The 24,516-nt window shown below is 73.1% G+C and carries 19 protein-coding genes; 7 read left to right on the forward strand and 12 right to left on the reverse strand.

Annotated elements, in window-relative coordinates; translation table 11 throughout:
• Positions 1-415 precede the first annotated feature (415 nt).
• The 4 genes from rutA (at position 416) to rutD (ending at position 3,572) form a co-directional block, all read left to right on the forward strand.
• On the forward strand, positions 416-1,510 hold the full coding sequence (gene rutA, locus ABC766_RS01180; protein ID WP_345822651.1) for a pyrimidine utilization protein A: 1,095 nt from the start codon (positions 416-418) through the stop codon (positions 1,508-1,510).
• Complete coding sequence (gene rutB / locus ABC766_RS01185; protein WP_043379752.1) at positions 1,510-2,271, forward strand: pyrimidine utilization protein B; 762 nt, start codon at positions 1,510-1,512, stop codon at positions 2,269-2,271. The genes rutA and rutB overlap by 1 nt, the downstream gene beginning before the upstream one ends.
• 114 nt (positions 2,272-2,385) lie before the next feature.
• Complete coding sequence (rutC, locus tag ABC766_RS01190) at positions 2,386-2,772, forward strand: pyrimidine utilization protein C (RefSeq protein ID WP_345820722.1); 387 nt, start codon at positions 2,386-2,388, stop codon at positions 2,770-2,772.
• Positions 2,772-3,572: a pyrimidine utilization protein D gene (rutD, locus tag ABC766_RS01195; protein WP_053608220.1), complete on the forward strand. Its 801-nt coding sequence runs from the start codon at positions 2,772-2,774 to the stop codon at positions 3,570-3,572. The genes rutC and rutD overlap by 1 nt, the downstream gene beginning before the upstream one ends.
• A 9-nt stretch (positions 3,573-3,581) precedes the next feature.
• Here rutD and ABC766_RS01200 read toward each other — a convergent pair whose 3' ends face one another.
• The 4 genes from ABC766_RS01200 to ABC766_RS01215 all read right to left on the reverse strand — a co-directional run bounded on the left by ABC766_RS01200 (position 3,582) and on the right by ABC766_RS01215 (position 7,164).
• Positions 3,582-4,505 (reverse strand): hypothetical protein, encoded by a 924-nt coding sequence (locus ABC766_RS01200; RefSeq protein ID WP_279901532.1) that lies wholly within the window; start codon positions 4,503-4,505, stop codon positions 3,582-3,584.
• A gap of 125 nt (positions 4,506-4,630) precedes the next feature.
• A complete protein-coding gene (locus ABC766_RS01205) occupies positions 4,631-5,587 on the reverse strand; it encodes a glycosyltransferase family 2 protein (protein WP_279901531.1) in 957 nt (318 codons plus the stop codon).
• Positions 5,584-6,501, reverse strand: coding sequence for a glycosyltransferase family 2 protein (locus tag ABC766_RS01210; RefSeq protein WP_342145393.1), 918 nt, complete (start codon positions 6,499-6,501; stop codon positions 5,584-5,586). The genes ABC766_RS01205 and ABC766_RS01210 overlap by 4 nt, the downstream gene beginning before the upstream one ends.
• A gap of 30 nt (positions 6,502-6,531) precedes the next feature.
• A complete protein-coding gene (locus tag ABC766_RS01215; RefSeq protein WP_043756726.1) occupies positions 6,532-7,164 on the reverse strand; it encodes a PadR family transcriptional regulator in 633 nt (210 codons plus the stop codon).
• Between the two features lie 330 nt (positions 7,165-7,494).
• Here ABC766_RS01215 and ABC766_RS01220 point away from each other — a divergent pair, with 330 nt between their 5' ends.
• Together ABC766_RS01220 and ABC766_RS01225 are read left to right on the forward strand one after the other, a co-directional pair.
• Complete coding sequence (locus tag ABC766_RS01220) at positions 7,495-11,460, forward strand: glycosyltransferase (RefSeq protein WP_345820731.1); 3,966 nt, start codon at positions 7,495-7,497, stop codon at positions 11,458-11,460.
• Positions 11,457-12,176, forward strand: a complete 720-nt coding sequence (locus ABC766_RS01225; protein WP_043345613.1) for a CatB-related O-acetyltransferase — start codon at positions 11,457-11,459, stop codon at positions 12,174-12,176. Before ABC766_RS01220 ends, ABC766_RS01225 begins: the two co-directional genes overlap by 4 nt.
• A gap of 66 nt (positions 12,177-12,242) precedes the next feature.
• Here ABC766_RS01225 and ABC766_RS01230 read toward each other — a convergent pair whose 3' ends face one another.
• The 7 genes from ABC766_RS01230 to uvrA all read right to left on the reverse strand — a co-directional run bounded on the left by ABC766_RS01230 (position 12,243) and on the right by uvrA (position 21,940).
• Positions 12,243-13,445 carry a Zn-dependent hydrolase gene (locus ABC766_RS01230; RefSeq protein ID WP_345820736.1) on the reverse strand — a complete coding sequence of 401 codons (1,203 nt, stop codon included), beginning with the start codon at positions 13,443-13,445 and terminating at the stop codon, positions 12,243-12,245.
• Positions 13,446-13,495: 50 nt separating this feature from the next.
• Positions 13,496-14,923, reverse strand: a complete 1,428-nt coding sequence (gene trmFO / locus ABC766_RS01235) for a methylenetetrahydrofolate--tRNA-(uracil(54)-C(5))-methyltransferase (FADH(2)-oxidizing) TrmFO (protein ID WP_345820738.1) — start codon at positions 14,921-14,923, stop codon at positions 13,496-13,498.
• 89 nt (positions 14,924-15,012) lie between these two features.
• Positions 15,013-15,159, reverse strand: coding sequence for a DUF1127 domain-containing protein (locus ABC766_RS33955; RefSeq protein ID WP_020095497.1), 147 nt, complete (start codon positions 15,157-15,159; stop codon positions 15,013-15,015).
• A gap of 283 nt (positions 15,160-15,442) precedes the next feature.
• Positions 15,443-15,712, reverse strand: coding sequence for a GCG_CRPN prefix-to-repeats domain-containing protein (locus ABC766_RS01240; RefSeq protein WP_043345620.1), 270 nt, complete (start codon positions 15,710-15,712; stop codon positions 15,443-15,445).
• Positions 15,713-15,900: 188 nt separating this feature from the next.
• Complete coding sequence (locus ABC766_RS01245) at positions 15,901-16,875, reverse strand: S1C family serine protease (protein WP_043345622.1); 975 nt, start codon at positions 16,873-16,875, stop codon at positions 15,901-15,903.
• A 265-nt stretch (positions 16,876-17,140) separates the two neighbouring features.
• Positions 17,141-18,121 carry a transporter gene (locus tag ABC766_RS01250; RefSeq protein ID WP_043345625.1) on the reverse strand — a complete coding sequence of 327 codons (981 nt, stop codon included), beginning with the start codon at positions 18,119-18,121 and terminating at the stop codon, positions 17,141-17,143.
• Between the two features lie 699 nt (positions 18,122-18,820).
• The gene (uvrA, locus tag ABC766_RS01255) at positions 18,821-21,940 is read right to left on the reverse strand and encodes an excinuclease ABC subunit UvrA (protein WP_342144247.1); all 3,120 of its coding nucleotides are present in this window, start codon (positions 21,938-21,940) and stop codon (positions 18,821-18,823) included.
• Positions 21,941-22,382: 442 nt separating this feature from the next.
• On the opposite strand from uvrA, the gene ABC766_RS01260 reads away from it, so the two are divergent.
• Positions 22,383-23,564, forward strand: a complete 1,182-nt coding sequence (locus ABC766_RS01260) for an MFS transporter (protein WP_345820742.1) — start codon at positions 22,383-22,385, stop codon at positions 23,562-23,564.
• Between the two features lie 3 nt (positions 23,565-23,567).
• Here ABC766_RS01260 and ABC766_RS01265 read toward each other — a convergent pair whose 3' ends face one another.
• On the reverse strand, positions 23,568-23,993 hold the full coding sequence (locus ABC766_RS01265) for a cupin domain-containing protein (protein ID WP_043351508.1): 426 nt from the start codon (positions 23,991-23,993) through the stop codon (positions 23,568-23,570).
• Between the last annotated feature and the right edge of the window lie 523 nt (positions 23,994-24,516).

Genomic DNA, 24,516 nt, shown 5'->3' on the forward strand with positions numbered 1-24,516 from the left:
GACGGCAATCGATGCCCGACATCGCCGGTAATCTTGCCGCACGAAAGCTTGTCTCGGCGGGTCGGCGCGGCCGGACGGGACGCGCGCACGGGTTGAGCAGACATCGCGTCTCGGTTGTGCAAGCCGCTGGAAAGATAGGCATTTTCGCGCCGCACGGGCGCCGCGGGTTTGACCCTCCGCCGCGGTTTTGCGAGCCTCCGCGCGTCGACTCGGTTCCGGCGGAACCGACCGGACGGAGCGTGGGACGATGATGCAGAGCCATGCGGACGATCGCGCCGGCCCCCGAACCGGGCCGGCCCTGGACGCGATCCCGGACGCGATCCCGGACGCGGCCGCTCCGGACCGTGGAGCCGGGCCGGTGCCCGGAGCCGGGCTGGCGCCCGGAGCGGGGCCGGCGCCCGGAGCCGGGCCGGCCATGAGCGTCGGGGTGTTCATTCCGATCGGCAACAACGGCTGGCTGCTCTCGGAGAACGCCCCGCAGTACCGCCCGAGCTTCGCGCTCAACAAGGCGGTCACCCTGAAGGCGGAGGGCTACGGCCTCGACTTCGCCCTGTCGATGATCAAGCTGCGCGGCTTCGGCGGCAGGACCGAGTTCTGGGACCACAACCTCGAATCCTTCACCCTGATGGCGGGGCTCGCCGCCGTCACCACCCGGATCCGGCTGTTCGCCACCGCGGCGACCCTGTGCCTGCCGCCCGCCATCGTCGCCCGCATGGCCGCGACCATCGATTCGATCTCGGACGGGCGCTTCGGCCTGAACCTCATCACCGGCTGGCAGAAGCCGGAATACGACCAGATGGGCCTCTGGCCCGGGGATGAGTATTTTGCCAAGCGTTACGACTATTTAGCGGAGTATGCTCAAATTCTGCGCGATCTGTGGGAGACGGGTGTCAGCGACCGCAAGGGCGCGTTCTTCCAGATGAACGATTGCCGGCTGAGCCCCCGTCCGCAGGCCCCCATGAAGATCATCTGCGCCGGCCAGAGCGGCGCCGGCCTGGCCTTCACGGCCCAGTACGCGGACTACAATTTCTGCTTGGGGAAGGGGCTCAACACGCCGACCGCCTTCGCCCCCGTGGTGGAGAAGCTGGCGGAAGCCAGCGCGCGGACCGGGCGGCGGGTGACGGCCTTCGCCCTGTTCATGATCATCGCCGACGAGACCGACGAGGTGGCGATGGCCACCTGGGCGCACTACAAGGCGGGCGCGGATTCCGAGGCGATCGCGTGGCTCGGCCTCCAGGGCGCGGCCGACACCAAGTCCGGCGGCGACACCAACGTGCGCCAGCTCGCCGACCCGGCCTCGGCGGTGAACCTCAACATGGGCACCCTGGTGGGCAGCTACGCCGGCGTGGCCGCGATGCTCGACGCCGTCATGACCATCGACGGGGTGGAGGGCGTGCTGCTGGTCTTCGACGACTTCCTCAAGGGCCTCGACGCGTTCGGGACGCGGATCCAGCCGCTGATGCGGTCGCGCCGGCACGTGACGGCGGCGCCGCTGCCCGAGGTGGCCTGATGGACGCCCCCGCCGGATATCGCGACCCGAACGGCCGCCACGGCGGCGTCATCCTGCCGGCCCGCCCGGAGCCGATCGCCTTCGATCCCGCGACCACGGTCCTGATCGTCGTGGACGTCCAGAACGCCTATGCCAGCCCGGGCGGCTACCTCGACCGGGCCGGCTTCGACGTGTCGGGCACGGGCCCGGTCATCGCCCGGATCGCCCGGGCGGTGGCGGCGGCCCGGGCCGCCGGCATCCCGGTCCTGTGGTTCCAGAACGGCTGGGACCCGGCCTATGTCGAGGCCGGAGGCCCGGGCTCGCCGAACTGGCACAAATCCAACGCCCTCAAGACGATGCGCCGGAATCCTGAAGCGAACACGCAGCTTCTCGCCAAGGGATCCTGGGACTACGCGCTGGTGGACGCCCTGAGGCCGGAGCCCGGCGACATCGTGATGGGCAAGCCGCGCTACAGCGGTTTCTACAACACGCCCCTCGACAGCACCCTGCGGGCCCGGGGCGTGACCACGCTGGTCTTCACCGGCATCGCCACCAACGTCTGCGTCGAGTCGACCCTGCGGGACGGGTTCCACCGGGAGTATTTCGGGATCGTGCTGGCCGACGCCACGCACCAGGCCGGGCCGGAGAGCCTGCACCACGCGGCGCTCGCCAATATCGAGACCTTCTTCGGCTGGGTCTCGGACGTCCCCGCCTTCGAGAGGGCCCTCGGGGCGCCTTCACCCGCTGCGGTTGACGCTGCCGGCGTCGACCTGGCCGGATAAGTGCATCGCGCACCCGGCCGGTGACCGGCAGGGTGCCCGAACGCCGCCGCGCTGCGGCCTCCCGCGCAGCCTGCAAGGGCCGGCCGACAGGTCGCGTGCGGGAGGCGCAGGGGAATGCCCAAGCAGGTCGTGATACCGCCGGGAACCGGCAAGCCGCTGGCCCCCTACGTGCCGGGCACGCTGGCCGACGGGGTCCTGTACGTCTCGGGCACGCTGCCGCTGGATGCGGATGCCCAGGTGGTCCATGTCGGCGATGCGGCGGCCCAGACCCGCCACGTGCTGGAGACCGTCAAGGGTGTGGTGGAGGCCGCGGGCGGCACGATGGCCGACGTCACCTTCAACCACGTCTTCCTGGCGGACTGGGCCGACTATGCGGCGATCAACGCCGTCTACGCGGAGTATTTTCCGGGCGAGAAACCGGCGCGCTACTGCATTCAGTGCGGCCTCGTGAAGCCCGAGGCCCGCGTGGAGATCGCCTCCGTCGCCCATATCGGCCGCTGATGGCCAGGCGCGCGGCGGGGGCGGCCTCCCTCCATCACGCGGTGGCGGGCCCGGCGGACGGGCGGCCGGTGCTGCTCTCGCCGGGGCTCGGCGGCGGGGCCGGCTATTTCGCGCCGCAGATGGCGGCCCTGACCGCGCGGTTCCGGGTCGTCACCTACGACCATCGCGGCACCGGGCGCTCGCCCGGCCCCCTCGGGCCGGACCACGACATACCCGCCATGGCGCGGGACGCGTGCGCGGTGCTGGACGAAGCCGGGATCGATCGGGCGGACGTGGTCGGCCACGCCCTGGGCGGCCTGATCGCCCTCCAGATGGCGCTGGACGCGCCCGACCGGGTCGGGCGGATCGTGGTGATCAACGGCTGGGACGCCCTGGACCCGGCCACGCGCCGCTGCTTCGCGGCCCGCCGGGCGATCCTGGCGGGGGGCGGCCCGGAGGCCTTCGTGCGGGCCCAGGCGATCTTCCTGTACCCGGCGCCCTGGCTCTCCGCGCAGGCCGAGCGCGTCGCCCACGACGAGGCGCAGGCGCTGGCGCATTTCCCCGGCGCCGAGACCGTGCTGGCGCGCATCGCCGCCCTGGAGCGCTTCACGGTGGCGGAGCGTCTCGGATCGATCGGCCACGAGACCCTGGTGATGGCGGCCCGGGACGACGTGCTGGTGCCCTACACGCGGTCCGAGCGGCTGGCGGCGGCGCTGCCCAAGGCCCGGCTCGCCCTCGCCCCCGACGGCGGCCACGCCCACAGCGTCACCCGGCCCGAGGCGTTCAACCGGGCACTCTTGGACTTCCTCGACCGGGACTGAGCGTTTCTCCTAAAGCCGCAGCGCGATCATCGGCAGCGCCACCGCGTCGAGAGCGGCGGCCAGCACCACGAGCAGGGCCGGCCAGCGCAGGGCCGCCGCGGTGCCGATCCGCCCCCGGGCGAAGGCCAGAATCGGCATCGGCGCCAGCGGCACAAGGTCTCGGATCTGCAGCCCGCCGGGGCCGCCCGCCGGGGCGAGGGCCTGCGCCCCGACCATCAGCCAGAGGCCGAGCAGCGCCCCCCCCGAGAGCCACAGCCGCTCCGCCCGCGGGGGCAGGGGGCCGCGCCGCAGCGCGACCAGCGGCACCAGCAGCGCGACGGCCCAGAGCCCGAAGAGGAAACCGGGCAGCGGGACGGGCAGGGCCATGGGCCCGTGCCCGGCTCCGGCGGGGTGCGGCGTCCCGAGGCTCGCAGCCGAGAGGGCCGGCAGAAGGGCGGGCAAGAGGGCGATTGCGGCGAGGGGCAGCCGCTCCCGGCAGGTGCGGGCAAGCCGTCCCGGCGGCGGGAACGGCACCAGCAGCATCCCGGCGAGGGGGGCGCAGGCCGGCCGCGCCAGCACCACCAGGGCGATCGCCAGCGTCGCTCCGGCGAGGCGCGCAGGCCTGTACCGGCCCGTCATCGGCCGGGGGCTGAGCAGCGCGGCGGCGAGGGCCGCCAGCGCGAGGACGAGCCCGTCCGGACCGGAGGCGGCCGCGAGGGAGGCCGGCCAGCACAGCAGCGCGAACAGCGCGGCCCGTCCCCGGGTCGCCACGGCCAGGGCGGCGACACCCAGGCTCAGGAACGCGGCGATGCGGGCGAGCCGGACGAAGGCATCGAGGGCGGACGGGGTCTCGCCGGGTAGATCGATCCAGGCCAGCGCGAGGCAGACCGGCAGGCCGAGGCCCAGGAAGGCGCAGGCCCAGAACCGGCCGTCGCCGGCGAAGGTCAGGTTCACGGCCGCATCCGGTGCGGCGCCGCGGCCCCGGCCCGGCCGATGAGGCGGCAGGCGGATGTGAGCGGGGATGCGCGGAGGGCGCTTCGGGTCGCGTGCGGCATCGCCATCCCGCTCAGCCGGCCCGCTCAGCCGGCGGCCCGCGCGCGCGCGGACCCCAGGAGGTCCGGCACGAGCCCCGGCAGCGCCGCGGCCAGGAGGCCCGCCGCCCGCAGGACCTCCGCGGCCTCCCCGGGGGAGCGGCGGGCGAGGGCCAGGGCGAGCCGCAGGGGCACCTGCGCGCCGAAGCTCGCCGCCGTCAGGGCGAGGGCCGCGGCGACGCCGTGGTGCTTGCCGGCATAGAGGATCTGGCTGCGCAGGAAGTAGAACAGCCGCCGCGCCCGCACCTGCCGGGTCGTGCCCTGGCCGAGATGGCGGGCGACCGCCCCGGCCACGTGCCGCACGGAAAAGCCCGCCGCCCGGGTTCGGGCGCAGAGGTCGGCATCCTCCCAGTAGACGAAGAAGCGCGGGTCGAAGCCGCCGAGCGTCCGGAACAGGTCGCGGCGGATCATCAGAAAGGCGCCCATCACCTGGTCGACGGCGCGGTCCGCGGCATGGTCCCATTCGAGGAGGAAGTGCGGTCGCAGGAGGCCGAGGCGGTCCAGCGCCAGGGCGCGGCCGAGGAGGCCCAACGCCGAGGGGGTCCGGGCGCAGGAGCGCGCGGTCCGCCCGTCGGGTTCGACGAGGCGCGCGCCGACGATCCCGGTCCGCGGGTCGGCCATCAGCGCGGCCAGAGCCACGCCGAGCGCGTCGGGCGCGACCTGCGTGTCCGGGTTGAGGAACAGGATCGCGGGGGCGTCGCCGGCGGCGGCGCCCTGGTCGCAGGCCCGGCCGAAGCCGAGATTCGTGGCGTTCCGGATCAGCCGGAGCGGGCGGGGCAGGGCGGGCAGGGTCTCGATGGAGCCGTCCGTCGAGGCGTTGTCCACCACGGTGACCTGCACGGCCGCGGCGTCCTGCGCGGCCGCGAGGCTCGTGAGGCAGGCGCGCAGCAGCCCGCCGCCGTTCCAGTTGACGATCACCACGTCGAGGGCAGGGCGGTCGGTCACGGCAGATCTCTCGGCTCATCTCTGGGCAGATCCCGGGGCGGCCCGAGGCGCCCGAGGGCGCCGTCGCGGGCGGCCGCGAGGAGCCTGAGCAGCACGGCGGGCCGCCAGCCCGAATCCGCCCAGTACAGCCCGGCCTGGAGCGGCAGGTAGGCGGCCTGGGCGAGCTTCCAGCGCAGCGGCACGTGCGGCAGCCGCCACGCGTAGATCGCGTTGCGCAGATAGGTCCCCATGCGGAACAGGGGCTGGCGCGGCATCGCGATCCCGAAGGCCCGGATCGTCCCGCCGCCGACGCGGTGCGGGATCGCGACGGCGCGGGTCTGGTAGCAGCCGTAGCCGAGGCTCCAGGCGCGAAAGCACCATTCGAGCTCGACCCCGTCGATGAAGAAGTCGCCGCGGAAGGGCCCGACCCGGGCGAAGGCGGCGAGGTCGACGAGCGAGCCCGAGGTCGCCAGGAACTGCACCGGGGCGAGGTCGCCATGCCCCGGCGCGCCGGGACGGGGCGGGTAGGCGGGCGCCTTGTGGCCCGGCGCCGGGGCCGGGGCCGGGCCCACCACCGCCGCCGGGATCCCGGCCGCCCGCAGCCGGTCCTGGGCCGTCAGCAGCGCGGCGGCGAGATCTCCGGGCGGTTCGGCATCCTGGTCGAGGAGGAGGAGGGCCCCGGCGCCCGCGGCCTGGGCGGCCGCGGCGATCCGGTTGAGCGCCTCGGCGATGCCGAGATTCGTCCCCTCCGACAGCAGCGTGACGCCGGCCCGGGCGAGGCGCTCCGCCGCCCCGGCCGGGAGGCCGCCATTGTCGAAGGCGATCACCGCCGCGAAGCCGGCCGAGGCCAGGGCGCACACGCGCTCCACCTGTTCCGGACCCGGCCGGAACAGGGTGACCCCGAGCACGAGGCGGCTGAGCCGCGGGTCAGGCACCGGTCGCGTCCCGGCGGCGATCGCGATCCCTCACGCCTGTTCCACCGCGGCGGTCGCCGCCTCCAGCGCGGCCGTGACGGCGGCGGCCTGCTCGGCGCTGAGCGGACCGCGGGCGAGCCGCATCTGCAGGGCGAGCTTCAGACCCTCCTGAGCGCGCACCACCGAGGGCGGCGGACCGTCGCCCCGGGCGGCCTCGGCCTCCGCCATCCGGGCGAGGATCGCGTCGAGGACCGGGCGGTTGCCGTCCAGGACGGACTGCCCTTCCGGCGTGATCGTGTGCAGCCGCTTGGTGCCCTCCCCGGGGGTGACCGTGACGTGCCCGAGCTCCTCCAGCAGGGTGAGCGTCGGGTAGACCGTCCCGGGGCTCGGGCTGTAGGCGCCCCCGACCCGCTCCTCGATCGCCTTGATGATCTCGTAGCCGTGACGCGGCTTCTCGGCGATCAGGTGCAGGATGACGAGGCGCAGGTCGCCGTGGGCGAAGAAGCGCGCGAGGTCGCCCCGGCCGCCCCGGCCGAACATCCGGCGCTCCCCGGGTCCGCGACCGTGGTGGCCGTGCGGACCGTGCCGCCCGCGGGGATCGCCCCCCATCGGACCGCGATGGGCGCGGACGCGGAAGGCATCGAAGGGATCGGCGTGGAGGACATCCGGGCGGTGTGGGCGCATGATTTTCGACTCGATTTCGATATGTCTAAATATAAGATATATCGAAAACCGAATGCCCGCAAGGCGCCTGCCTCCGACCCGCGACGCAGCCATCCTGGGCGGACGGTGCCGGCGACCCACGGTTTACGGATTCCGCCGGTTCCGTTAGTGCGACAGGTGTCCGACAGGATGACCGCTCCCGCGCCTCCTTGCGCCCCCGACGCTGCCCGCCAGCTGCCGCCCATGACTCGATCAGAGCCCCGCGCCTCGACCGCGCCCGCCCGGCGGGCGGCCGATGGATGCCGCGCCTCGTGACGGCCCGCGGCGAACGCCCCTCCGCAGAGTCCTGAGATGCGCCGCGGCTCCGACGGGACCGGCCGGACCTCGGCCCTGACGCGGATGCGCCGCCGCCTCGGCCGGCTGCGCGATCCGCTGGCCAAGCCGGCGGCGCTGCACCGCCGCTGGGCCGGTGCGGCGACCGGTGCGGATCTCGAGGCGCGCCTGATCGGCGCCCTCGCCCCGCATGTCGACGCGGCCTTCTACGCGAGCTGGTACGGGATCACGGCCGATCCGGTGCGCGACTACCTCGTCCGCGGCTGGCGCGAGGGCCGCGACCCGCGCCCCGACTTCGACTCCGCCGCCTACCTCGCCGACCGCCCCTACCTCGCCCGGGCCGGCATCAACCCGTTCCTGCACGCCCTCACGCGCCGGCGCGCCCGGGCCGGCGGCGAGGGTGGCGGCGAGGGCAGCGGCGCGGGCGGGGCGGCCGGCGCGCCCCTGCCCAAGCCCGACACGGCCCGGGCCGAGCGCCTCGCCCGCCGCCTCGTGGACGGGGCCTTCTACCTGGCCAACAACCCCGACCTCGCCGCCGCCGGCGTCGATCCGGTCGACCACTACATGGCCTCCGGCTGGCGCGAGGGCCGCGAGCCGGCACCGCAGTTCGACACCCTGGCCTACTGCCTCACCCGCGGCCTCACCTTCGCCACCCAGAACCCGCTGGTGCACTACGTCCGCAACGGCGGCCCCGCCCGGCCGGACCCGGACGCGGCGCTGGCCCTGCGGATGGAGACCCTCGCCCCCTACTTCGACGCCGCCCATTACCGGCAGCGCCTGCCCGGCCCCCAGGCCGAGGCGCTGGCCGGGGCCTCGGACGCCGCGCTGCTGCGCCACTACGTGGCGGAGGGCTGGCGGGCGCGGGTCAGCCCGCGGCCGGATTTCGACCCGGCCGGCTTCGTGCAGGCCCGCGCGGGCAGCCGGGCGGTCGGCGACGACCCGTTCTTCCGCTACGTGGCCGAGACCCGGCTGTCCGGGGGCGCGCCGTTCGCCGAGCCGCACCGGCTGCACCTGCCGGCGGTGGATGCGGACTGGTACCGGGCGACCTACCCGGACGTGGGCGGGCGGGAGCCGTACCTGCACTTCGCCGAGGCGGGCTGGCGGGAGCTGCGCGACCCGGGGCCCGGGCGCTCGACGCTGGCCGCGCTGCTGGGCGTCTGCGGCCTGCGCCCGGCGCGGGCGCCGATCGCCGATACGGGCTGGCTGGGGGCGATCGGGCAGGCGGCCTGCGACCGGGACGGGCTCCTGGACCTGCAGGCGCGGCTGGTGGCGGGGCATTTCGACCACGGCTTCTACCGGGCGCGCTACGGGCTGTCCGAGGCGGACGACGCCGTGCGCGACTATTGCGACACCGGCTGGCGCAAGGGCCGCAACCCCAGGGCGGATTTCGACGGACAGGCCTATTGCGACGCGCATCCCGGGGTGCGCGAGACCGGGCTGGCGCCCCTCGTCCACGTCCTCGCCACGGCCCTCCTGCACGGCGCCGACATCTCGGCCGGTGCCTTCCACCCCCGCTACGGCACGCCGGATTCGCGGGCGGCGGCGCTGGCCGACGAGGCCCGCCTGATCGCGCCGTTCTTCGACGCCGCCTTCTACGCCAAGCGCAACCCCGACGCCGCCGACGCCCCCGGCGGACCGCTCGCTCATTTCGTCGCCTACGGCCAGCACGAGGGGCGCGATCCGAGCGCGACCTTCTCCATCGCGTTCTACAGGGAGACCTACGGCCATCTCCTGGGTGCGGGGGAGTCGCCGTTCCTGCACTACGTGCGCACGGGCCGGGCCGCCGGGCTGATGGCCGCCCCCGAGGATCTCGGCACCTACCCGCCGATGGAGGCCCCCGCGCCCGACGCATGGGACCGCCTGCCCCGGGCCCTGCCCATCGACCAGGCCCGGGTCGTCGTGATCGTCCCGGTCTACAAGGGCCGCGGCGAGACCCTGCGCGCCCTCCACGCCTGCCTGTCCCAGCCCCAGGCCACGCCCTTCACCCTGCTCGCCGTCAACGACCGCTCCCCCGACCCGGAACTCACCGCAGACCTCGCCCGGCTCGCCGGCCGCGGCCTGTTCCACCTCGTCGAGAACGAACGCAACCTCGGCTTCGTCCGCTCGGTCAACCGCGCCCTCGGCCTGCGCCAGGGCCGCGCCGTCGTCCTGCTCAATTCCGACGCGCAGGTCTTCGGCGACTGGCTCGACCGGCTCGTCGCCCACGCAGAACCCAAGGTCGAACCCGAGGCCGCCCCCAGGGCCGAACCTGAGGCCGAAGCCGGGGCGGGGCTGCGCGTGGGCAGCGTCACGCCGCTGTCCAACAACGCCACGATCTGCTCCTACCCGCGCTTCAACGCCAACAACACCATGCCGCTGGAGATCGACCGCGCCGATCTCGACCGCATGGCGGCGCAGGTCAACCGCGGCCACGCCGTGCCCGTGCCCACCGGCGTCGGCTTCTGCATGTACATGACCGCCGCCGCGCTCGACGCCGTCGGCACCCTCGACGCCGAGGCCTTCGGCAAGGGCTACGGCGAGGAGAATGACTGGTGCCTGCGCGCCATCAAGGCGGGCTTCGTCAACCTGCTCGCCGAGGACGTGTTCGTCTACCATGCCGGCCAGATCTCGTTCGGGCTCGACGAGGGCGGCGAGTACGTCCAGGGCCAGGCGGCCCTGCTGGCCAAGCACCCCGACTACCCGGCCCGGGTCGGCCAGTTCGTCCAGGCCGATCCCGGCCGGCGCGGGCGGGCGCGGCTCGACCGGGCGCGGCTGGCCCGGCACTTCGCCGGCCGGGCGCTCCTGTACGTGACCCATTCCTGGGGCGGGGGCATCCAGCGGCACATCGACGACATGGTCGCGCAGGCCCGGGCCGAGGGCCTGAGCGTCGTGCTCCTGCAGATCGACCGGACCCGCAACCTCGAGGTCCACGTCGCCTACCGCAGCCCCGAATTCTTGTACCTGCCCAACCTCGACAGCCTGTACCTGCCGCGGGACGCGGACGAACTCGCCGGCTTCATCGCAGAGCTGGCGCCGGTCCTGATCCACGTGCACTCGCTGGCGGGGCTGCGCTGGGCGGCGGCGCGGGCGCTGATGGATCGGGTGGCGGGGTCGGGCCGGCCCTACGCCTGGACGCTGCACGACTACTCGCCGGTCTGCCACCGCAACCACCTCGTGCAGCCGGACGGGCGCTATTGCGGGCTGGCGCCGGTCAGCGCGTGCCGGGCCTGTCTGGCTTCGGACGCGGACGGGTTCGAGGAGCCGGATCCGGGGGAGCGGCGGGCGGCGTTCGGGGCGTTCCTGGCGGGGGCTTCGCGGGTGCTCGCGCCGTCCGCCGACACGGCGGGCCGGATCCGGGACGTGTACCCGGATCTCGCGGTCACGGTCCGGCCGCATGTCGAGCCGGAGCGCAGCGTGCGCTCCACCGCCCTGCAGCGGCCCGGACGCGTCCGCCGCGTCGCGGTGCTCGGCGCGATCAGCGCCACGAAGGGCGGGCTGTTCCTGCAGGCGCTGGCCACCGACGCGCAGGATCGGAAGCTGCCTTTGCGCTTCTCGATCGTGGGCTTCTCCGACCCGGCCCTGGCCGTCGGCCTGGAGCAGGTCGGGGTCGCCCAGACCGGGCGCTACGCCGGCGACCACGAGGCCCTGGACCTGGTCTGGCGGGTCTCGGCCGACCTGGTCCTGTTGCCGGCGATCTGGCCGGAGACCTACTCGTACGCGCTGACGCTGGCGCTGCGCACCGGCCTGCCGGTGGCGGCCTTCGACCTCGGCGCACCGGCCGAGCGGCTGCGCGCCTATCCGAACGGCCACCTGCTGCCCTGCGCCCTCGTCACCGACCCGGCCGCCTGCAACGACCGGCTGCTCGCCCTCGACGTCTCGGATGCGGGGCGATTCTCCGGACCGATCCGGGCCGCCGTCTACGGCGACCTGCTGCACGATTATTATGGCCTGGACCCGGCACCGGCCGGGCCGGAACGCCGCCGCATCGACGAGGACGCCGCATGATCTCCGTCAACGAGGACATGAAGCAGGAGATGCTGCGGCGCGGCATCTCGGTGCTGCATCCGGCTCCGTTCGGACTGCCGGAGGACTGCACCTTCGAGCCACCGTGCAGCATCAAGTGGATGGGCATCGATTACTGCCTCACCATGGGAGCCTTCTCGTACGCGGTGAGCGGCTACTATTTCGGCGCGGACATCGCCCGCTACTGCTCGATCGGCGAGAGCGTCCAGGTCGGGCGCGGCAGCCATCCGGTCCATTGCGGCTCGACCTCGCCGCTGTTCTACACGCACCACTCGGCGGTGTTCGACCGCCTGGACCCGCGGGCGGAGGATTACGAGATCTGCGGCCCCTATCTGTGGCCCAAGCGCGTGCGCATCGGCAACGACGTCTATATCGGCCACGGCGCCTTCCTGATGCCCGACATCACGATCGGCGACGGGGCGATCATCGGCGCCATGGCGGTGGTGACCAAGGACGTGCCGCCCTACGCGATCGTGGCCGGCAGCCCGGCCCGGATCGTGAAGATGCGCTTCCCCGACGCGCTGATCGAGCGCTACCTGAAGGTGCAGTGGTGGCGCTACGCCTTCTGGGACCTGCGCCAGTGCTCGATCACCGACCCGGAGAAATTCCTCGACGCCGTGGAGGAGCGGATCGCCGGCGGGATGCAGGAATACCGGCCGGACCTGATCCCGATCCAGTCGCTGCTGCCGGGCGCCTGAGGTCCGGGGCGCCGCGACGGCCCGTTCCCTCCGGCCGATCGGCAGAGAGCCCGGGGCACGGTACGCTCACCCCGCCAGCACCCGGGCGGCCGCGTCCCCGAGCGCCCGCACCCCGAGGGCGAGGTCGGCGTCGCTCGTATCCTCCGCCCAATGGTGGCTGATGCCGCCGATCGAGGGCACGAACAGCATCGCGGCCGGCAGGATCCGGGCGACGTTCTGCGCGTCGTGTCCGGCCCCCGAGGGCATCACCTGCCATCCGCCGGGGCAGACCCGCTCGGCGGCCTCCGAGAGGGCGCGCATCAGGTCCGGGTCGCAAGGGGCGGGGATCGCCTTGGAGAGGGCCGTCAGCGTCGCCGGGCAGCGCTCGCGCCGGTTCGATTCGCGCACCAGCGCCTCCAGGCAGGCCTCCATCCGCTCCAGCACCGGCATCGCCACGTCGCGGAACTGGAAGAACACCTCCGCCCGGCCCGGGATGATGCTGAAGCCGCCGGGATCCAGGGTGATCCGCCCGGTGGTCCAGGTGCTGCGCGGGCCGCAGACGTTCGGAAACGCCCGGTCGATCGCCGCCAGGAGCCGCACCGCCGAGAGGCCCGCGTCCCGGCGCTCCGCCATGGTGGTGCCGCCGGCATGGTCCTGGTTGCCCTCGAACACGATCCGGAACTGCCAGATCGCCACGATGCCGCTCACCACGCCGAGATGCAGGCCGGCGGATTCGAGCTGCGTGCCCTGCTCGATATGCATCTCCAGGAAGCCGCGGTAGCGGCCCGGATCGAGCCGCATCCGGGGCAGGCCGGCCAGGCCCGCGGCTTCGAGCGCCGCGCGCAGGGGGGTGCCGTCGGTGCGGTTGCGGGCTTCGTCGATCTCGGCCTCGGTCAGGTCGCCGATCGCCGAGCGGCTGCCCAGGAAACCGCCGGAGAAATGCCCCTCCTCGTCCGCGAAGGCGACGACGTCGACGGGCAGGCCAGCTCGGGCCAGCGCCACCCCGGCCACGACCCCCAGCGCCCCGTCGAGCCAGCCGGCCTCGTTCTGGGTCTCGATATGGCTGCCGACCAGGAGATGCGGGCCGGGGCCGCGGTGGCGCCCCAGCACGTTGCCGATCCCGTCGATGGAGGCCGCGAGCCCGCAGGCCTCCAGCTTGGCCATCAGCCAGCGGCGGGATTCCATGTCCTCGGGCGAGAAGGTCGGCCGGTGGACGCCGGTGCGGAACCGGCCGATCTCGCGCAGGGCGTACAGGTCGGCCAGGAAGGCGCGGGTGTCGATCTCGATCATGCGGGGCCCGGATGCTGGAGGGCGCCCCCCTGCAAGCCGCATGCGCCTTCCTATTCCGCCGCCGCAGGTCTCCAGTCCGCCGGCTGCGTCCCCGCCATCCAGGCGGCGAGGTCGGCCCGGGCCCGGTCGGTGAGCGCGCGCTTCTTCAGCGCGGCCTTCTCGGGCCCGCGCAGGCGCCGGCCGGTCTCGTTGCGGGGGGCCTGCGCGAGCGGCGGGAACAGGCCGAAATTGACGTTCATCGGCTGGAACGAGCGCGGGGCGTTGGCCTCGCCGTCCGCCGCGACGTGGCCGCCGGTGATGTGGGCGATGAGCGCGCCGAGGGCCGTCGTCTGGGGCAGGGGGGCGAGGGGCCGGCCGGCCGCCTCGGCGACGGCGAAGCGGCCGGCCATCAGCCCGACCGCGGCACTCTCCACGTAGCCCTCGCAGCCGGTGATCTGGCCGGCGAAGCGCAAGGCGGGCCGGGCCTTCAGCCGGAGGGTGGCGTCGAGGAGGCGCGGGCTGTCGAGATAGGTGTTGCGGTGCAGGCCCCCGAGGCGGGCGAACTCGGCCCGCTCCAGGCCGGGGATCGTGCGGAAGATCCGGACCTGCTCGGCATAGGTCAGCTTCGTCTGGAAGCCGACCATGTTGTAGAGGGTGCCCAGCGCGTTGTCCTGGCGCAGCTGCACGATCGCGCAGGGCTTGACCAGCGGGTCCCGCGGGTTGGTGAGCCCCACGGGCTTCATCGGGCCGTGGCGCAGGGTCTCGGGCCCGCGCTCGGCCATCACTTCGACGGGCAGGCAGCCGTCGAAATAGGGCGTGCCCTCCCATTGCTTGAACCCGATCTTCTCGCCCGCCACGAGGGCGGCCACGAAGGCGTCGTACTGCTCCCGGTTCATCGGGCAGTTGAGATAGTCCGCCCCCGTGCCGCCCGGCCCCGGCTTGTCGTAGCGGGACTGGAACCACGCCACCTCCATGTCGATCGAGTCGCGGTGGACGATGGGCGCGATGGCGTCGAAGAAGGCGAGGGATTCGGCCCCGGTGAGCCCCCGGATCCCCTCGGCGAGGGCGGGTGCGGTGAGCGGGCCGGTGGCGACGATGCAGGGGCCCCACGCCTCCGGCGGCAGCCCCTCGACCTCCCCGCGGACCAGGGTCACGTTGGGGTGCTGCTCCAGGGTCCGGGTCACCGCCGCGGAGAACCCCTCCCGGTCGACCGCCAGCGCCCCGCCCGCCGGCACTTGGTTGGCGTCGGCCGCCCGCATGATCAGCGAGCCGAGCGTGCGCATCTCCTGATGCAGCAGCCCGACCGCGTTGCCCTCCGGGTCGTCCGACCGGAAGGAATTCGAGCAGACGAGCTCGGCGAGCCCGTCGGTCTGATGGGCCTCGGTGCCGCGCACGGGGCGCATCTCGTGGAGCACGGCGCGATGGCCGGCCTCGGCCACCTGCCAGGCGGCCTCGGATCCGGCGAGGCCGCCGCCGACGATATGGATGGTCTGTGTCATGCCTGAAAATAGCGAAGGACCGCCGCCCGGATCAACGGGCAACGGTCCTTCACGGCGTTCGGCTCGGACGCTGGGATCAAACGCTGGGATCAGACGCGGGCGACGCCGCGGATCTCGCTGCGGTTGATGCCGAGATCGGCCAGGTCGCGGTCCGACAGGCGGGACAGCTGGGTGACGGTGTCGCGGTACCGGAGATAGGCGCGGACGCGGCTCAGGACGCTACGGGCGGCGGACATGGTGTGCTGTGACCTCTGTTCGAGCAGACGACGGCGCCTCATTGCGCATCGCTGCCTCTTGTTGGTGCAACGCACATATAATCCCGCCGCAGCGCAGCAGGAGTCGCAAGGTCAAGCATCAGACCTGCGGAAAGTGCATACCGGGCTTAAGAAACCGGCAAGGTTTCCAAATGGTCATTCTTTGTGCGCATGCAGGCCCCGGAAAGCCTCCCACAACGCGCGACGGGCGCCCCGCCGGTCGGCGGGACGCCCGTCATGCCGTTCGAATCGCCCGGCGCGAGGCTCAGTAGAACGGGCGCGGCCCGTAGAAGCCGTAGGGCCGGTAGAACGGCCGCGGCCGGTAATAGCCGCCATAGCCCCCATAGTAGATCGGCCGCCGCCAGTATCCGTAGGGCCGGGGCCCCCAGTTCGGCCGGCAGATGCCCCAGGGATTCGGGTGGAAGCCGGGGCCGCAGCCCCCGGCCGCCTCGGCGGTGCCCGCGAGCCCGAGGCCGCCGGCGATCGCGGCGGCCATCACGAGCGCCTTCGCGCGCGGTGCGCTCAGAACCGTCATGACTGGATCTCCTCAACGCTTCCGGCGGATCGGGAGCCGGTCGTTGCAGATTCGACGCCGCCACCTGAACAGTCGCTGAGCCGTAAGTTGTGCCCGGTACAGGCCCAAGACGGCACCCAAGACGGCACCCACGACGGCACCCGCGGCGACGCCGCCCGGAGCGCGACGGCTGCGCGCTCCGGGCGGCCTCAGTGCAGCGAGGGCGTGCGCAGGAACCGCTCCCGGTCTCCGGAGACGAGGGCGAGCTTCACGCCGCGCCCCTCGCGGCGGACCGTGAGGGGCACCCGCACCCCGGCCTCGCCGAGCGCCCAGACGCTGCGGAACAGGGCGGCGAGATCGGCCACCGGCTCGCCGGCGACCGCCTCGATCACGTCGCCGGCCTGGAGGCCGCCGGTCTCGGCCGGACCGTTATCGGCGAGACCCATCACGACGATGCCCTCCTCGCTCTCGGTGGCGTAGAGGCCGAGCCAGGGGCGCGGCGGCCGGTTGGCCCGCCCGCGCGTGGCGAGGTCCTCGAGGATCGGCGTCAGCAGGTCGATGGGCACCACCATGTTGATCGGTCGCGCCGCGCCGGCGCCGCCCTGCTGCAGCTGCAGCGAGCCGATGCCGAGCAGGTCGCCCTGGGGACCGATCAGCGCGGTGCCGCCCCAATGCGGGTGCGCGGGGGCGGTGAACAGCGCCTCGTCGAGGACGTATTCCCAGTAGCCGGCGAATTCCTGCCGGGCCACGACCTCGACGGCGACGCAGCGCTGGCGCCCGCCCGCCCCCGCCAGCACGGCCCGGTCGCCGGTCTTCAGCCCGGCCGAGCGGCCGAGCGGGAGGGCCGGCACGCCGAGATCGCCGAGCGCCTGGACCAGGCCGAAGCCCGTGGCGGCGTCGAAGCCGAGGACGTGGCCGGGCACCGAGCGGCCGTCCCGGGTGGTGAGCCAGACGCTCTCGGCCTCGGTGACGAGGTAGCCGATGGTGAGCACGAGACCGTCCTCGCGGATCACCACGCCGTTGCCGGCGCGCTCGGTGCCGAGCGTCTCGGCGGTGAACGCGCTCTCCGGGATCCGCGCCGACAGGGCCAGCACGGCCGAGAGCGCCCGGTCGAGGTCGTAGCCGTAATCCGCGGGCCTGGGCTGGGCCTGCGCGGGGATCTTCCACTCGCCCTGCGTCGCCATGACTTTCCTTCGGCTCGTCCGCCTGCGCTCCGGTCGGCGCCGGAGCCGCGCCATCGGCACACCATAGGATGTCAGCGCCGCCCGCGTCACCCGCGGTCGGTTGCGACCCATGGAACGGGCCCGTTCGGGGCGGCCCGCGGCGGGGCCGGCACAACAAAAAACCGCCCGGCGGTGCCGGGCGGCGCGCCGTCCCGGAGGACGGCCTGTCGGAGATCCGGGCGCCCCCGCCGCGCGGCGGCGGGGAGCCCGGTGTCTCGGGTTGGTCTCAGTACTTGCGGACCAGGGCCGCCGGGACCGGCGAGGCGGCCGGGGCCGGCGAGTAGAGCGGCACGATGAACCGGATCCAGCCGTCGGTGGAGTAGTTGTCGCGGGTGCGGCCGAAGGCGTTGGTGTACTGCGCGCCGGTCACGACGTCGCGGGCGACGTAGGCCTGGACGGTGAAGATCTTGAAGTCGTAGCCGACGAGGCCGCCGATGGCGAAGCGGCCGCGGTTGCCGGCCGCCGCGCTGGCCTGGCTGATGTCGAAGTTGTAGGTGCCGTAGGCGATCGGGCCGATCTCGAAGTTGCCGAACTTCTTCGTCGCGGTGAGGTCGAAGTTCAGGGCGTCCGAGAGGCGGATCGGGCCGATGGCGGCGCCGACCTGGCCGGGGAAGCGGCCGGGCGAGTCGTAGATGTTGGCGGTCAGGTTGGCGGTGATGTTCCAGCCGTCACCGGTGTAGCTGCCGGCGATGCCGAAGCGGTAGGTGTTGGAGGAGAGCTGCGGCAGGACCGGGGTGGCCGTCGTGCCGTTCGCGGTGATGATCGAGCCGCGGTCGCCGTTCAGGTCGTTCAGGTAGGCGCCGCCGAGCAAGCTGACGCCGAAGTTGTTGCCGAGGTCGAAGGCCCAGATGCCGCCGACGAAGGTGCCGACGTTGATCGAGATGTCCTTGTTGCGCACGCCCGCCGGGTTGCGGGTGAAGGCGAACACGGTCGGGGGCGCCACGAGCAGCTCGACGCGGCCGCCGAACGGCACGAACGGGGTCGACCAGACCAGGACCGGGATGTTGACGGCCGTGTCGGGCGAGTTTGGCGCGTCGGTGCGGCGGTAGGTGAACGTGTTGATCGCGTAGAGGCCTTCCGGCAGCGGCGCGCCGACGGCGAGGCCGACCTGCTCGCCGGGAACCGTGGTGGTCTGCGCCTGCGCGATCGTCGAGGTCATGCCGACCGTGAGCGCGACCGCGCCGGCCGCGAGCCAGTTCTTCATCATTTTCTCATTCCTTCCCAAGGTCCCACGGCTTCCGTCCCGCATTCGGCACTTCCTTGCCGGTCTGCTCGCCAATCGCGGCTGCCGGCTTCGGACCTACCGAGCGCCCCCACGGAGCCTGCCCGTCTCAACGTCTGCGACTATTCTACAGAGACCTGCGGAAAGACAGTGGAATGCTCGCCGAAACGCCACAACCGGCTGAACCGTTGCGCAAAAGCCGCATTTTTGCGGCGATGCAACACTGTCCACAGACCCTGCCCAAACGGGGGGTCCGGCAAAATATCGTTGAATGGTCAAGCTGTTGTCGCGCCGGGGCACGGGAGAATCCGGCAAGGCCGGGGAGGTGATCGGGCAGGCCGCCGGGCGGGCCGCCCGGCCGGGATCCGGACCGGAATCCGGCTTCGAACCGGCCCGCGGCTGGCCCAAACCGGCGCCCCGCGGCTCGAATCACCGCCCGGCCGGGCGGATATGCGGACGGCACCCGGCAGAAACTGCCGCGCCGGCCTGCGATCGGGCCGGTCCGAACCGCCTGCCTCCTCCCGTCGGGCTCGCGGATTCGCGCGTCCCCGCCCGGAGGGGCCGATCCTCCGGGGCTGCGCGTCCCGCCCGTCCTGTGTGGGGAAGGGCCCGCGGCCGGCCCTGTCGCCGGTGCGTCCGACGCCGCCGCTTACCCGGAAGGTTTGGCCCGGAAGGTTTGGCGCGCTACTCGGCGGCGCGGCCTCGGCGCGCGGGCGCCGCGGGGCGCCGCTCCAGCACCTCGCGCAGGAACCGGCCGGTATGGCTGACCTTGGAGCGGGCGATCTCTTCCGGCGTGCCCTGCGCCACGACCCGGCCGCCGCCGTCGCCGCCCTCGGGACCCATGTCGATCACCCAGTCGGCGGTCTTGATCACTTCGAGGTTGTGCTCGATCACCACCACGGTGTTGCCCTGGTCGACCAGCTCGTGGAGCACCTCCATGAGCTTGGCGACGTCGTGGAAATGCAGGCCGGTGGTCGGCTCGTCGAGGATGTAGAGGGTGCGCCCCGTGGCGCGCTTCGACAGCTCCTTGGAGAGCTTCACCCGCTGCGCCTCGCCCCCCGACAGGGTGGTGGCCTGCTGGCCGACATGGACGTAGTGCAGGCCGACCCGCTTCAGCGTCTCGAGCTTGTCGCGGATCGCCGGCACCGCCTTGAACAGCTCGGCCGCCTCCTCGACGGTGGAATCGAGCACGTCGGCGATGGACTTGGCCCGGTACTTCACCTCCAGGGTCTCGCGGTCGTAGCGCTTGCCCTTGCAGACGTCGCAGGTGACGTAGACGTCGGGCAGGAAGTGCATCTCGATCTTGATGACGCCGTCGCCCGAGCAGGCCTCGCAGCGGCCGCCCTTGACGTTGAACGAGAAGCGGCCGGGCTGGTAGCCCCGCGCCTTGGCCTCCGGCAGGCCCGCGAACCAGTCGCGGATCGGCGTGAAGGCGCCGATATAGGTGGCGGGGTTCGAGCGCGGCGTGCGGCCGATCGGCGACTGGTCGATGTCGATGACCTTGTCGAGGTGCTCCAGCCCCTCCAGCCGCCCGTAGGGGGCCGGATGCTCCAGGGCGCCGTTCAGCTTCTTGGCGATCGCCTTGTAGAGGGTGTCGATCACCAGGGTGGACTTGCCGCCGCCCGAGACGCCGGTGATGCAGGTGAAGGTGCCGAGCGGGATCTCGACATCGACATCCTTCAGATTGTTGCCCCGGGCGCCGAACAGGCCGAGCTTGCCCTTGCGGCCTTTTCGGCGCGCGGCGGGCGTCCGGACTGCCATCTCGCCCGTGAGGTATTTCGCGGTGAGCGAGGCCGGGTTGGCCAGGACCTCGGCGGGCGTCCCCTGGGCGATGATCTCGCCGCCATGGATACCGGCGCCCGGGCCGACATCGACCACGTAATCGGCCTGCAGGATCGCGTCCTCGTCGTGCTCGACCACGATCACCGAATTGCCGAGGTCGCGCAGGCGCTTGAGCGTGCCGAGCAGCCGCTCGTTGTCGCGCTGGTGCAGGCCGATCGACGGCTCGTCCAAGACGTAGAGCACGCCGGTGAGGCCGGAGCCGATCTGCGAGGCCAGCCGGATGCGCTGGCTCTCGCCGCCCGAGAGGGAGCCGGAGCCGCGGGCGAGCGTCAGGTATTCGAGGCCGACATCCACCAGGAAGCTCAGCCGGTCGCGGATCTCCTTCAGGATCCGGACCGCGATGGCGTTCTGCTTCGCCGTCAGCTTCTCCGGCAGCTCCGAGAACCAGCGATGCGCCTCACTGACTGAGAGGGCCGTGACATCGGCAATGTCGGCCATGGCGACCTTCACGGCGAGCGCCTCGGGCTTCAGCCGCTTGCCGCCGCAGGCGGCGCAGGGCGTCTCGCTCATGAAGCGCCCGATCTCCTCCCGGACGGCGTCCGAGTCGCTCTCCTTGTAGCGGCGCTCCAGGTTCGGGATCACGCCCTCGAAGGGCTTGTTGACCGTGTATTTGCGCAACCCGTCGTCGTAGGCGAAGCGGATCGCCTGCTTGCCCGAGCCGTACAGCACGATGGCACGGGCCGTCTCCGACAGGCTCTGCCACGGGACGCTGGTCTTGAAGCCGAAATGCTCGGCCAGCGCCTCCAGGGTCTGCCCGTAATAGGGCGAGGTCGACTTCGCCCAGGGGCCGACGGCGCCGCGCTTCAGGCTCAAAGCGGGATCGGAGATGACCAGCTCGGGGTCGATCCGCATCTCGTGGCCGATGCCGCTGCAGGTCGGGCAGGCGCCGAATGGGTTGTTGAACGAGAACAGCCGGGGCTCGATCTCCGCGATGGTGAAGCCCGAGACCGGGCAGGCGAAGCGCGACGAGAAGGTGATGGTCCGGGGCGTCTCGCCCTCGGGGGCATCCGCGAACACGACCTCCGCGATGCCATCGGCCAGCTCCAGGGCCGTCTCGAAGGACTCGGCCAGCCGCGAGCCGATATCGGCCCGGACCACGATGCGGTCGACCACCACGTCGATGTCGTGCTTGAACTTCTTGTCGAGCTTGGGCACGTCGTCGATGGCGTAGTATTCGCCGTTCACGCGCAGGCGCTGGAAGCCCTTCTTCTGGTACTCGGCGATTTCCTTGCGGTACTCGCCCTTGCGTCCGCGGACCACGGGCGCCAGCAGGTAGAGCCGGGTCTTCTCCGGCAGCTCCAGCACCCGGTCGACCATCTGCTGGACGGTCTGGCTCTCGATCGGCAGGCCGGTGGCCGGCGAGTAGGGGATGCCGACCCGCGCCCAGAGCAGGCGCATGTAGTCGTAGATCTCGGTGACCGTCCCGACGGTGGAGCGGGGGTTCTTGGAGGTGGTCTTCTGCTCGATGGAGATCGCCGGCGACAGCCCGTCGATCTGGTCGACGTCGGGCTTCGACATCATCTCCAGGAACTGGCGGGCATAGGCCGAGAGCGACTCGACGTAGCGGCGCTGCCCCTCGGCGTAGATCGTGTCGAAGGCCAGCGACGACTTGCCCGAGCCCGAGAGCCCGGTGAACACCACGAGCTTGTCCCGGGGGATCGTCAGGTCGACGTTCTTGAGGTTGTGCTCCCGGGCCCCCCGGACCGCGATGACCCGCCGGTCATGGGCGCTCGCCGGCGCGGCGTCGAACAGGGCCGCCAGCTTGGCGTCGATCGCGGCCTCGGCGGCCGCCCCAGGGCGGGCGGGCTTTTCGGACTTCGCGCGGGCCGGCTTGGGCTGCGGGGCCGGGGCGGCGGTGGCGGCTTTCGGAGCCTTGGACGCCGTCTGCGCGGCGGCTGTCGGGGCAGCTTGGGCGGCGCCGGCGCGGCTTGCGGCACGACTTCCAGCTTGGGCTTTGGCCATGAGGGCGGCGGTCTTTCGAGGCGTCGACGCAGTCGGATCGGATCCGGATCGGATTCGCGCGCGGGCCAGCCGCCGCTCCGACACATGTCGAGCCCGAGGGGGCCGACGGCAAGGTGGGGCCGGCGGGACGCAGGTCCGTCATGCGCCGCCCTTGCTAGAACGAAACGCGTACGGCGGCAACCGCTCGGCGAACGAGCCGCCGCCCTTGCGCGCGCGGCAAAGCGTTCCGGCAGCGCCCGAGCGGGCGTCCAACCGGTCGTCCAAGCGGGCGCGCGAGGGCGCCTGCGAGGAACCGGGCAAGTCGCCGACGCATGGGGCCGCCGGTGTCCCCTCCGGGCGCGCGGCCCGGCGCGCGCGACGACGGCCCGGTGTTGCGCCGCGGGAACCGAGGCCCCACGTCGCCGGGATCCACCCTCGGACTCGACTCCATCGACAGGTGCCGATGCCAGCGCTCGACCTGACCGACCCGGTCGCCCTCGGCGGGGCGGGGGACCGGAATGCGGCCCGCGGACAGAGCGTGTCCACGCGGCTGCTGTTCCTGATCGTGGGCATCGCCAACGCCACCTGGGCGCCCCTGGTGCCGCTGGTGCAGGACCGCGCCGGCCTCGACGCGGCGGGGCTCGGCCTGCTGCTCCTCACCTTCGGCATCGGCTCGATCCTGGCGATGCCGAGCGCCGGGGCGGCGGCTTCGCGGCTCGGTTTCCGGCCGGTCCTGCTCGCCGGCACGCTGGCGATCGGCCTCGCCCTGCCGGTGCTGGCCGTGGGCGATGGGCTCGTGCCGCTCACCCTGGCGCTGGTGCTGTTCGGCGCCGGGATGGGGGCGGTGGACTGCGTCATGAACCTGCAGGCCGTCGTGGTGGAGCGCGCCAGCGGGCGCCCGATGATGTCGGGCTTCCACGGCCTCTACAGCCTCGGCTGCATCCTGGGGGCGCTGATCGCCAGCGGCCTGTTGGCGGCCGGGCTCGGCGCGGGCTGGAGCGTGCTGCTCCTGGTCGCCGGGATCGCGGCCCTGTTCGCGGCCGCCTGGCCCGGGATCCTGCCGGCCGAGCGGGCAGGGGGGAGCGGAGGCCCCGCCTTCGCGCGCCCCCGGGGCGTCGTGCTGGTGCTGGGCCTGCTCTGCTTCGTGGTGTTCCTCACCGAGGGCTCGGCCCTCGACTGGAGCGCGGTGTTCCTGATCCAGCAGCGGGGCCTCGATCCGGCCTGGGCGGCGATGGGCTACGCGGCCTTCTCGGTGACGATGACGGCGGGGCGCCTTGCCGGCGATCGGGTCGTGGCCCGGCTCGGGCGGCGGCCCGTGGTGGTCTTCGGCGGCCTCCTGGCGGCCGCCGGTCTCGCGCTCTCGGTCCTGGTCCCGGCCTGGGAGGCGGCCCTCGCCGGCTACGCCCTGGTCGGGGCGGGCTGCGCCAACATCGTCCCGGTCCTGTTCACGGCGGCCGGCCGCCAGACCGCGATGCCCGCGCGCGTGGCGGTGCCGGCGGTGACGACGCTCGGCTATGCCGGGGTGCTGGCGGGCCCGGCGCTGATCGGCTTCGCCGCGCAGGCTTTGGGCCTGTCCGCCGCGCTCCTGCTCGTGGCGGCCCTGCTCCTCGCCGTGGCGGCGGCCGGGCGGTCCCTGCCGGTGTGAGGCTCACGCCTCGGCGTTGCGCGCCATGAATGTGGCGGGGCTGCCGTCCTCCGGGTTCACGAAGACGATGTCGGTGGGCGCCCGCCGGGGGGTGTCGATCGCGAGGAACACCACCGGTTCCGCGGGATCGATCTCCGGCATGGCGTGGACCGTGCCCTTCTCGAAGACCAGGAGCTGACCGGGGCCGAATGCGGTCGCGGCGGCCGGGTCGCCCAGCCAGACCGTGCCCCGGCCCGACAGGCAGTAGAGATACTCGTCGCAGGTGGCGTGGTAGTGCGGCGGAGTCGGCCGGTAGACCCGGAACACCCGGGCGCTCGCGGCCTCCCGGTCGGTCAGATAGGTGTCGACCAGGAGGGTCTGGGCGCTGCCGGGCAGCGCCGCCGCCAGCGCCGCCACGTCGAAGATGCCGGTCCCCGCCGCGTCCGCCATCGCCTCCGCCATCACGTCCTCCTCACTCCGAAAACCGTCGCGCACGATCCTGTCCTCGGCCCGCCCGCTCTCGATCGGCGCCGGGGCGCGCCGCGGGCTCGCGGCGTCGATCCCCCCGTCATGCTCACCCAGGGTGGTGCGCAGGCGCCCCGCGTCAACGCGGCGAGACAGCCCGTCGAGGCATGCGCCCCGGCGGCGACGTCCTGCGGGCCGCCCATCCTGCGGGCCGCCCATCGCGCGCCGGGACGGGAACGCCCGGGGCCGCCACAGGCTCCTGCGCTTGCGGAGCCGGAAATCAGCCGCTCCGGGTCGTCGATCGGGGTGACGAGAGCGACGATCCCGGCCCGGGGGGCGGCGGTGGCGGAGACGACGCGGGCCGGGGCGCGGAAGGGCGCAGCTGTCGCCCCCCGCTGGAGAGGACCCGGCGGTTCAGGGCGCTCCGGCGGCGGCGGTCCCGCATGACCCGGCGCAGGGTCACGATCCCGCGCCCCGCAATGGAACCGGGGGAACGAATCCCCCGGAC

The organism is Methylobacterium fujisawaense (assembly GCF_039619325.1).
Taxonomy (GTDB): Bacteria; Pseudomonadota; Alphaproteobacteria; order Rhizobiales; family Beijerinckiaceae; genus Methylobacterium; species Methylobacterium fujisawaense.

Bases quoted from the DNA above. Each gene is read 5' to 3' on its own strand.
- rutA (WP_345822651.1), top strand. From the start codon at position 416: ATGAGCGTCGGGGTGTTCATTCCGATCGGCAACAACGGCTGGCTGCTC.
- rutB (WP_043379752.1), top strand. From the start codon at position 1,510: ATGGACGCCCCCGCCGGATATCGCGACCCGAACGGCCGCCACGGCGGC.
- rutC (WP_345820722.1), top strand. From the start codon at position 2,386: ATGCCCAAGCAGGTCGTGATACCGCCGGGAACCGGCAAGCCGCTGGCC.
- rutD (WP_053608220.1), top strand. From the start codon at position 2,772: ATGGCCAGGCGCGCGGCGGGGGCGGCCTCCCTCCATCACGCGGTGGCG.
- ABC766_RS01215 (WP_043756726.1), bottom strand. From the start codon at position 7,164: ATGCGCCCACACCGCCCGGATGTCCTCCACGCCGATCCCTTCGATGCC.
- ABC766_RS01220 (WP_345820731.1), top strand. From the start codon at position 7,495: ATGCGCCGCGGCTCCGACGGGACCGGCCGGACCTCGGCCCTGACGCGG.
- ABC766_RS01225 (WP_043345613.1), top strand. From the start codon at position 11,457: ATGATCTCCGTCAACGAGGACATGAAGCAGGAGATGCTGCGGCGCGGC.
- ABC766_RS01230 (WP_345820736.1), bottom strand. From the start codon at position 13,445: ATGATCGAGATCGACACCCGCGCCTTCCTGGCCGACCTGTACGCCCTG.
- trmFO (WP_345820738.1), bottom strand. From the start codon at position 14,923: ATGACACAGACCATCCATATCGTCGGCGGCGGCCTCGCCGGATCCGAG.
- ABC766_RS33955 (WP_020095497.1), bottom strand. From the start codon at position 15,159: ATGTCCGCCGCCCGTAGCGTCCTGAGCCGCGTCCGCGCCTATCTCCGG.
- ABC766_RS01240 (WP_043345620.1), bottom strand. From the start codon at position 15,712: ATGACGGTTCTGAGCGCACCGCGCGCGAAGGCGCTCGTGATGGCCGCC.
- ABC766_RS01245 (WP_043345622.1), bottom strand. From the start codon at position 16,875: ATGGCGACGCAGGGCGAGTGGAAGATCCCCGCGCAGGCCCAGCCCAGG.
- ABC766_RS01250 (WP_043345625.1), bottom strand. From the start codon at position 18,121: ATGATGAAGAACTGGCTCGCGGCCGGCGCGGTCGCGCTCACGGTCGGC.
- uvrA (WP_342144247.1), bottom strand. From the start codon at position 21,940: ATGGCCAAAGCCCAAGCTGGAAGTCGTGCCGCAAGCCGCGCCGGCGCC.
- ABC766_RS01260 (WP_345820742.1), top strand. From the start codon at position 22,383: ATGCCAGCGCTCGACCTGACCGACCCGGTCGCCCTCGGCGGGGCGGGG.
- ABC766_RS01265 (WP_043351508.1), bottom strand. From the start codon at position 23,993: ATGGCGGACGCGGCGGGGACCGGCATCTTCGACGTGGCGGCGCTGGCG.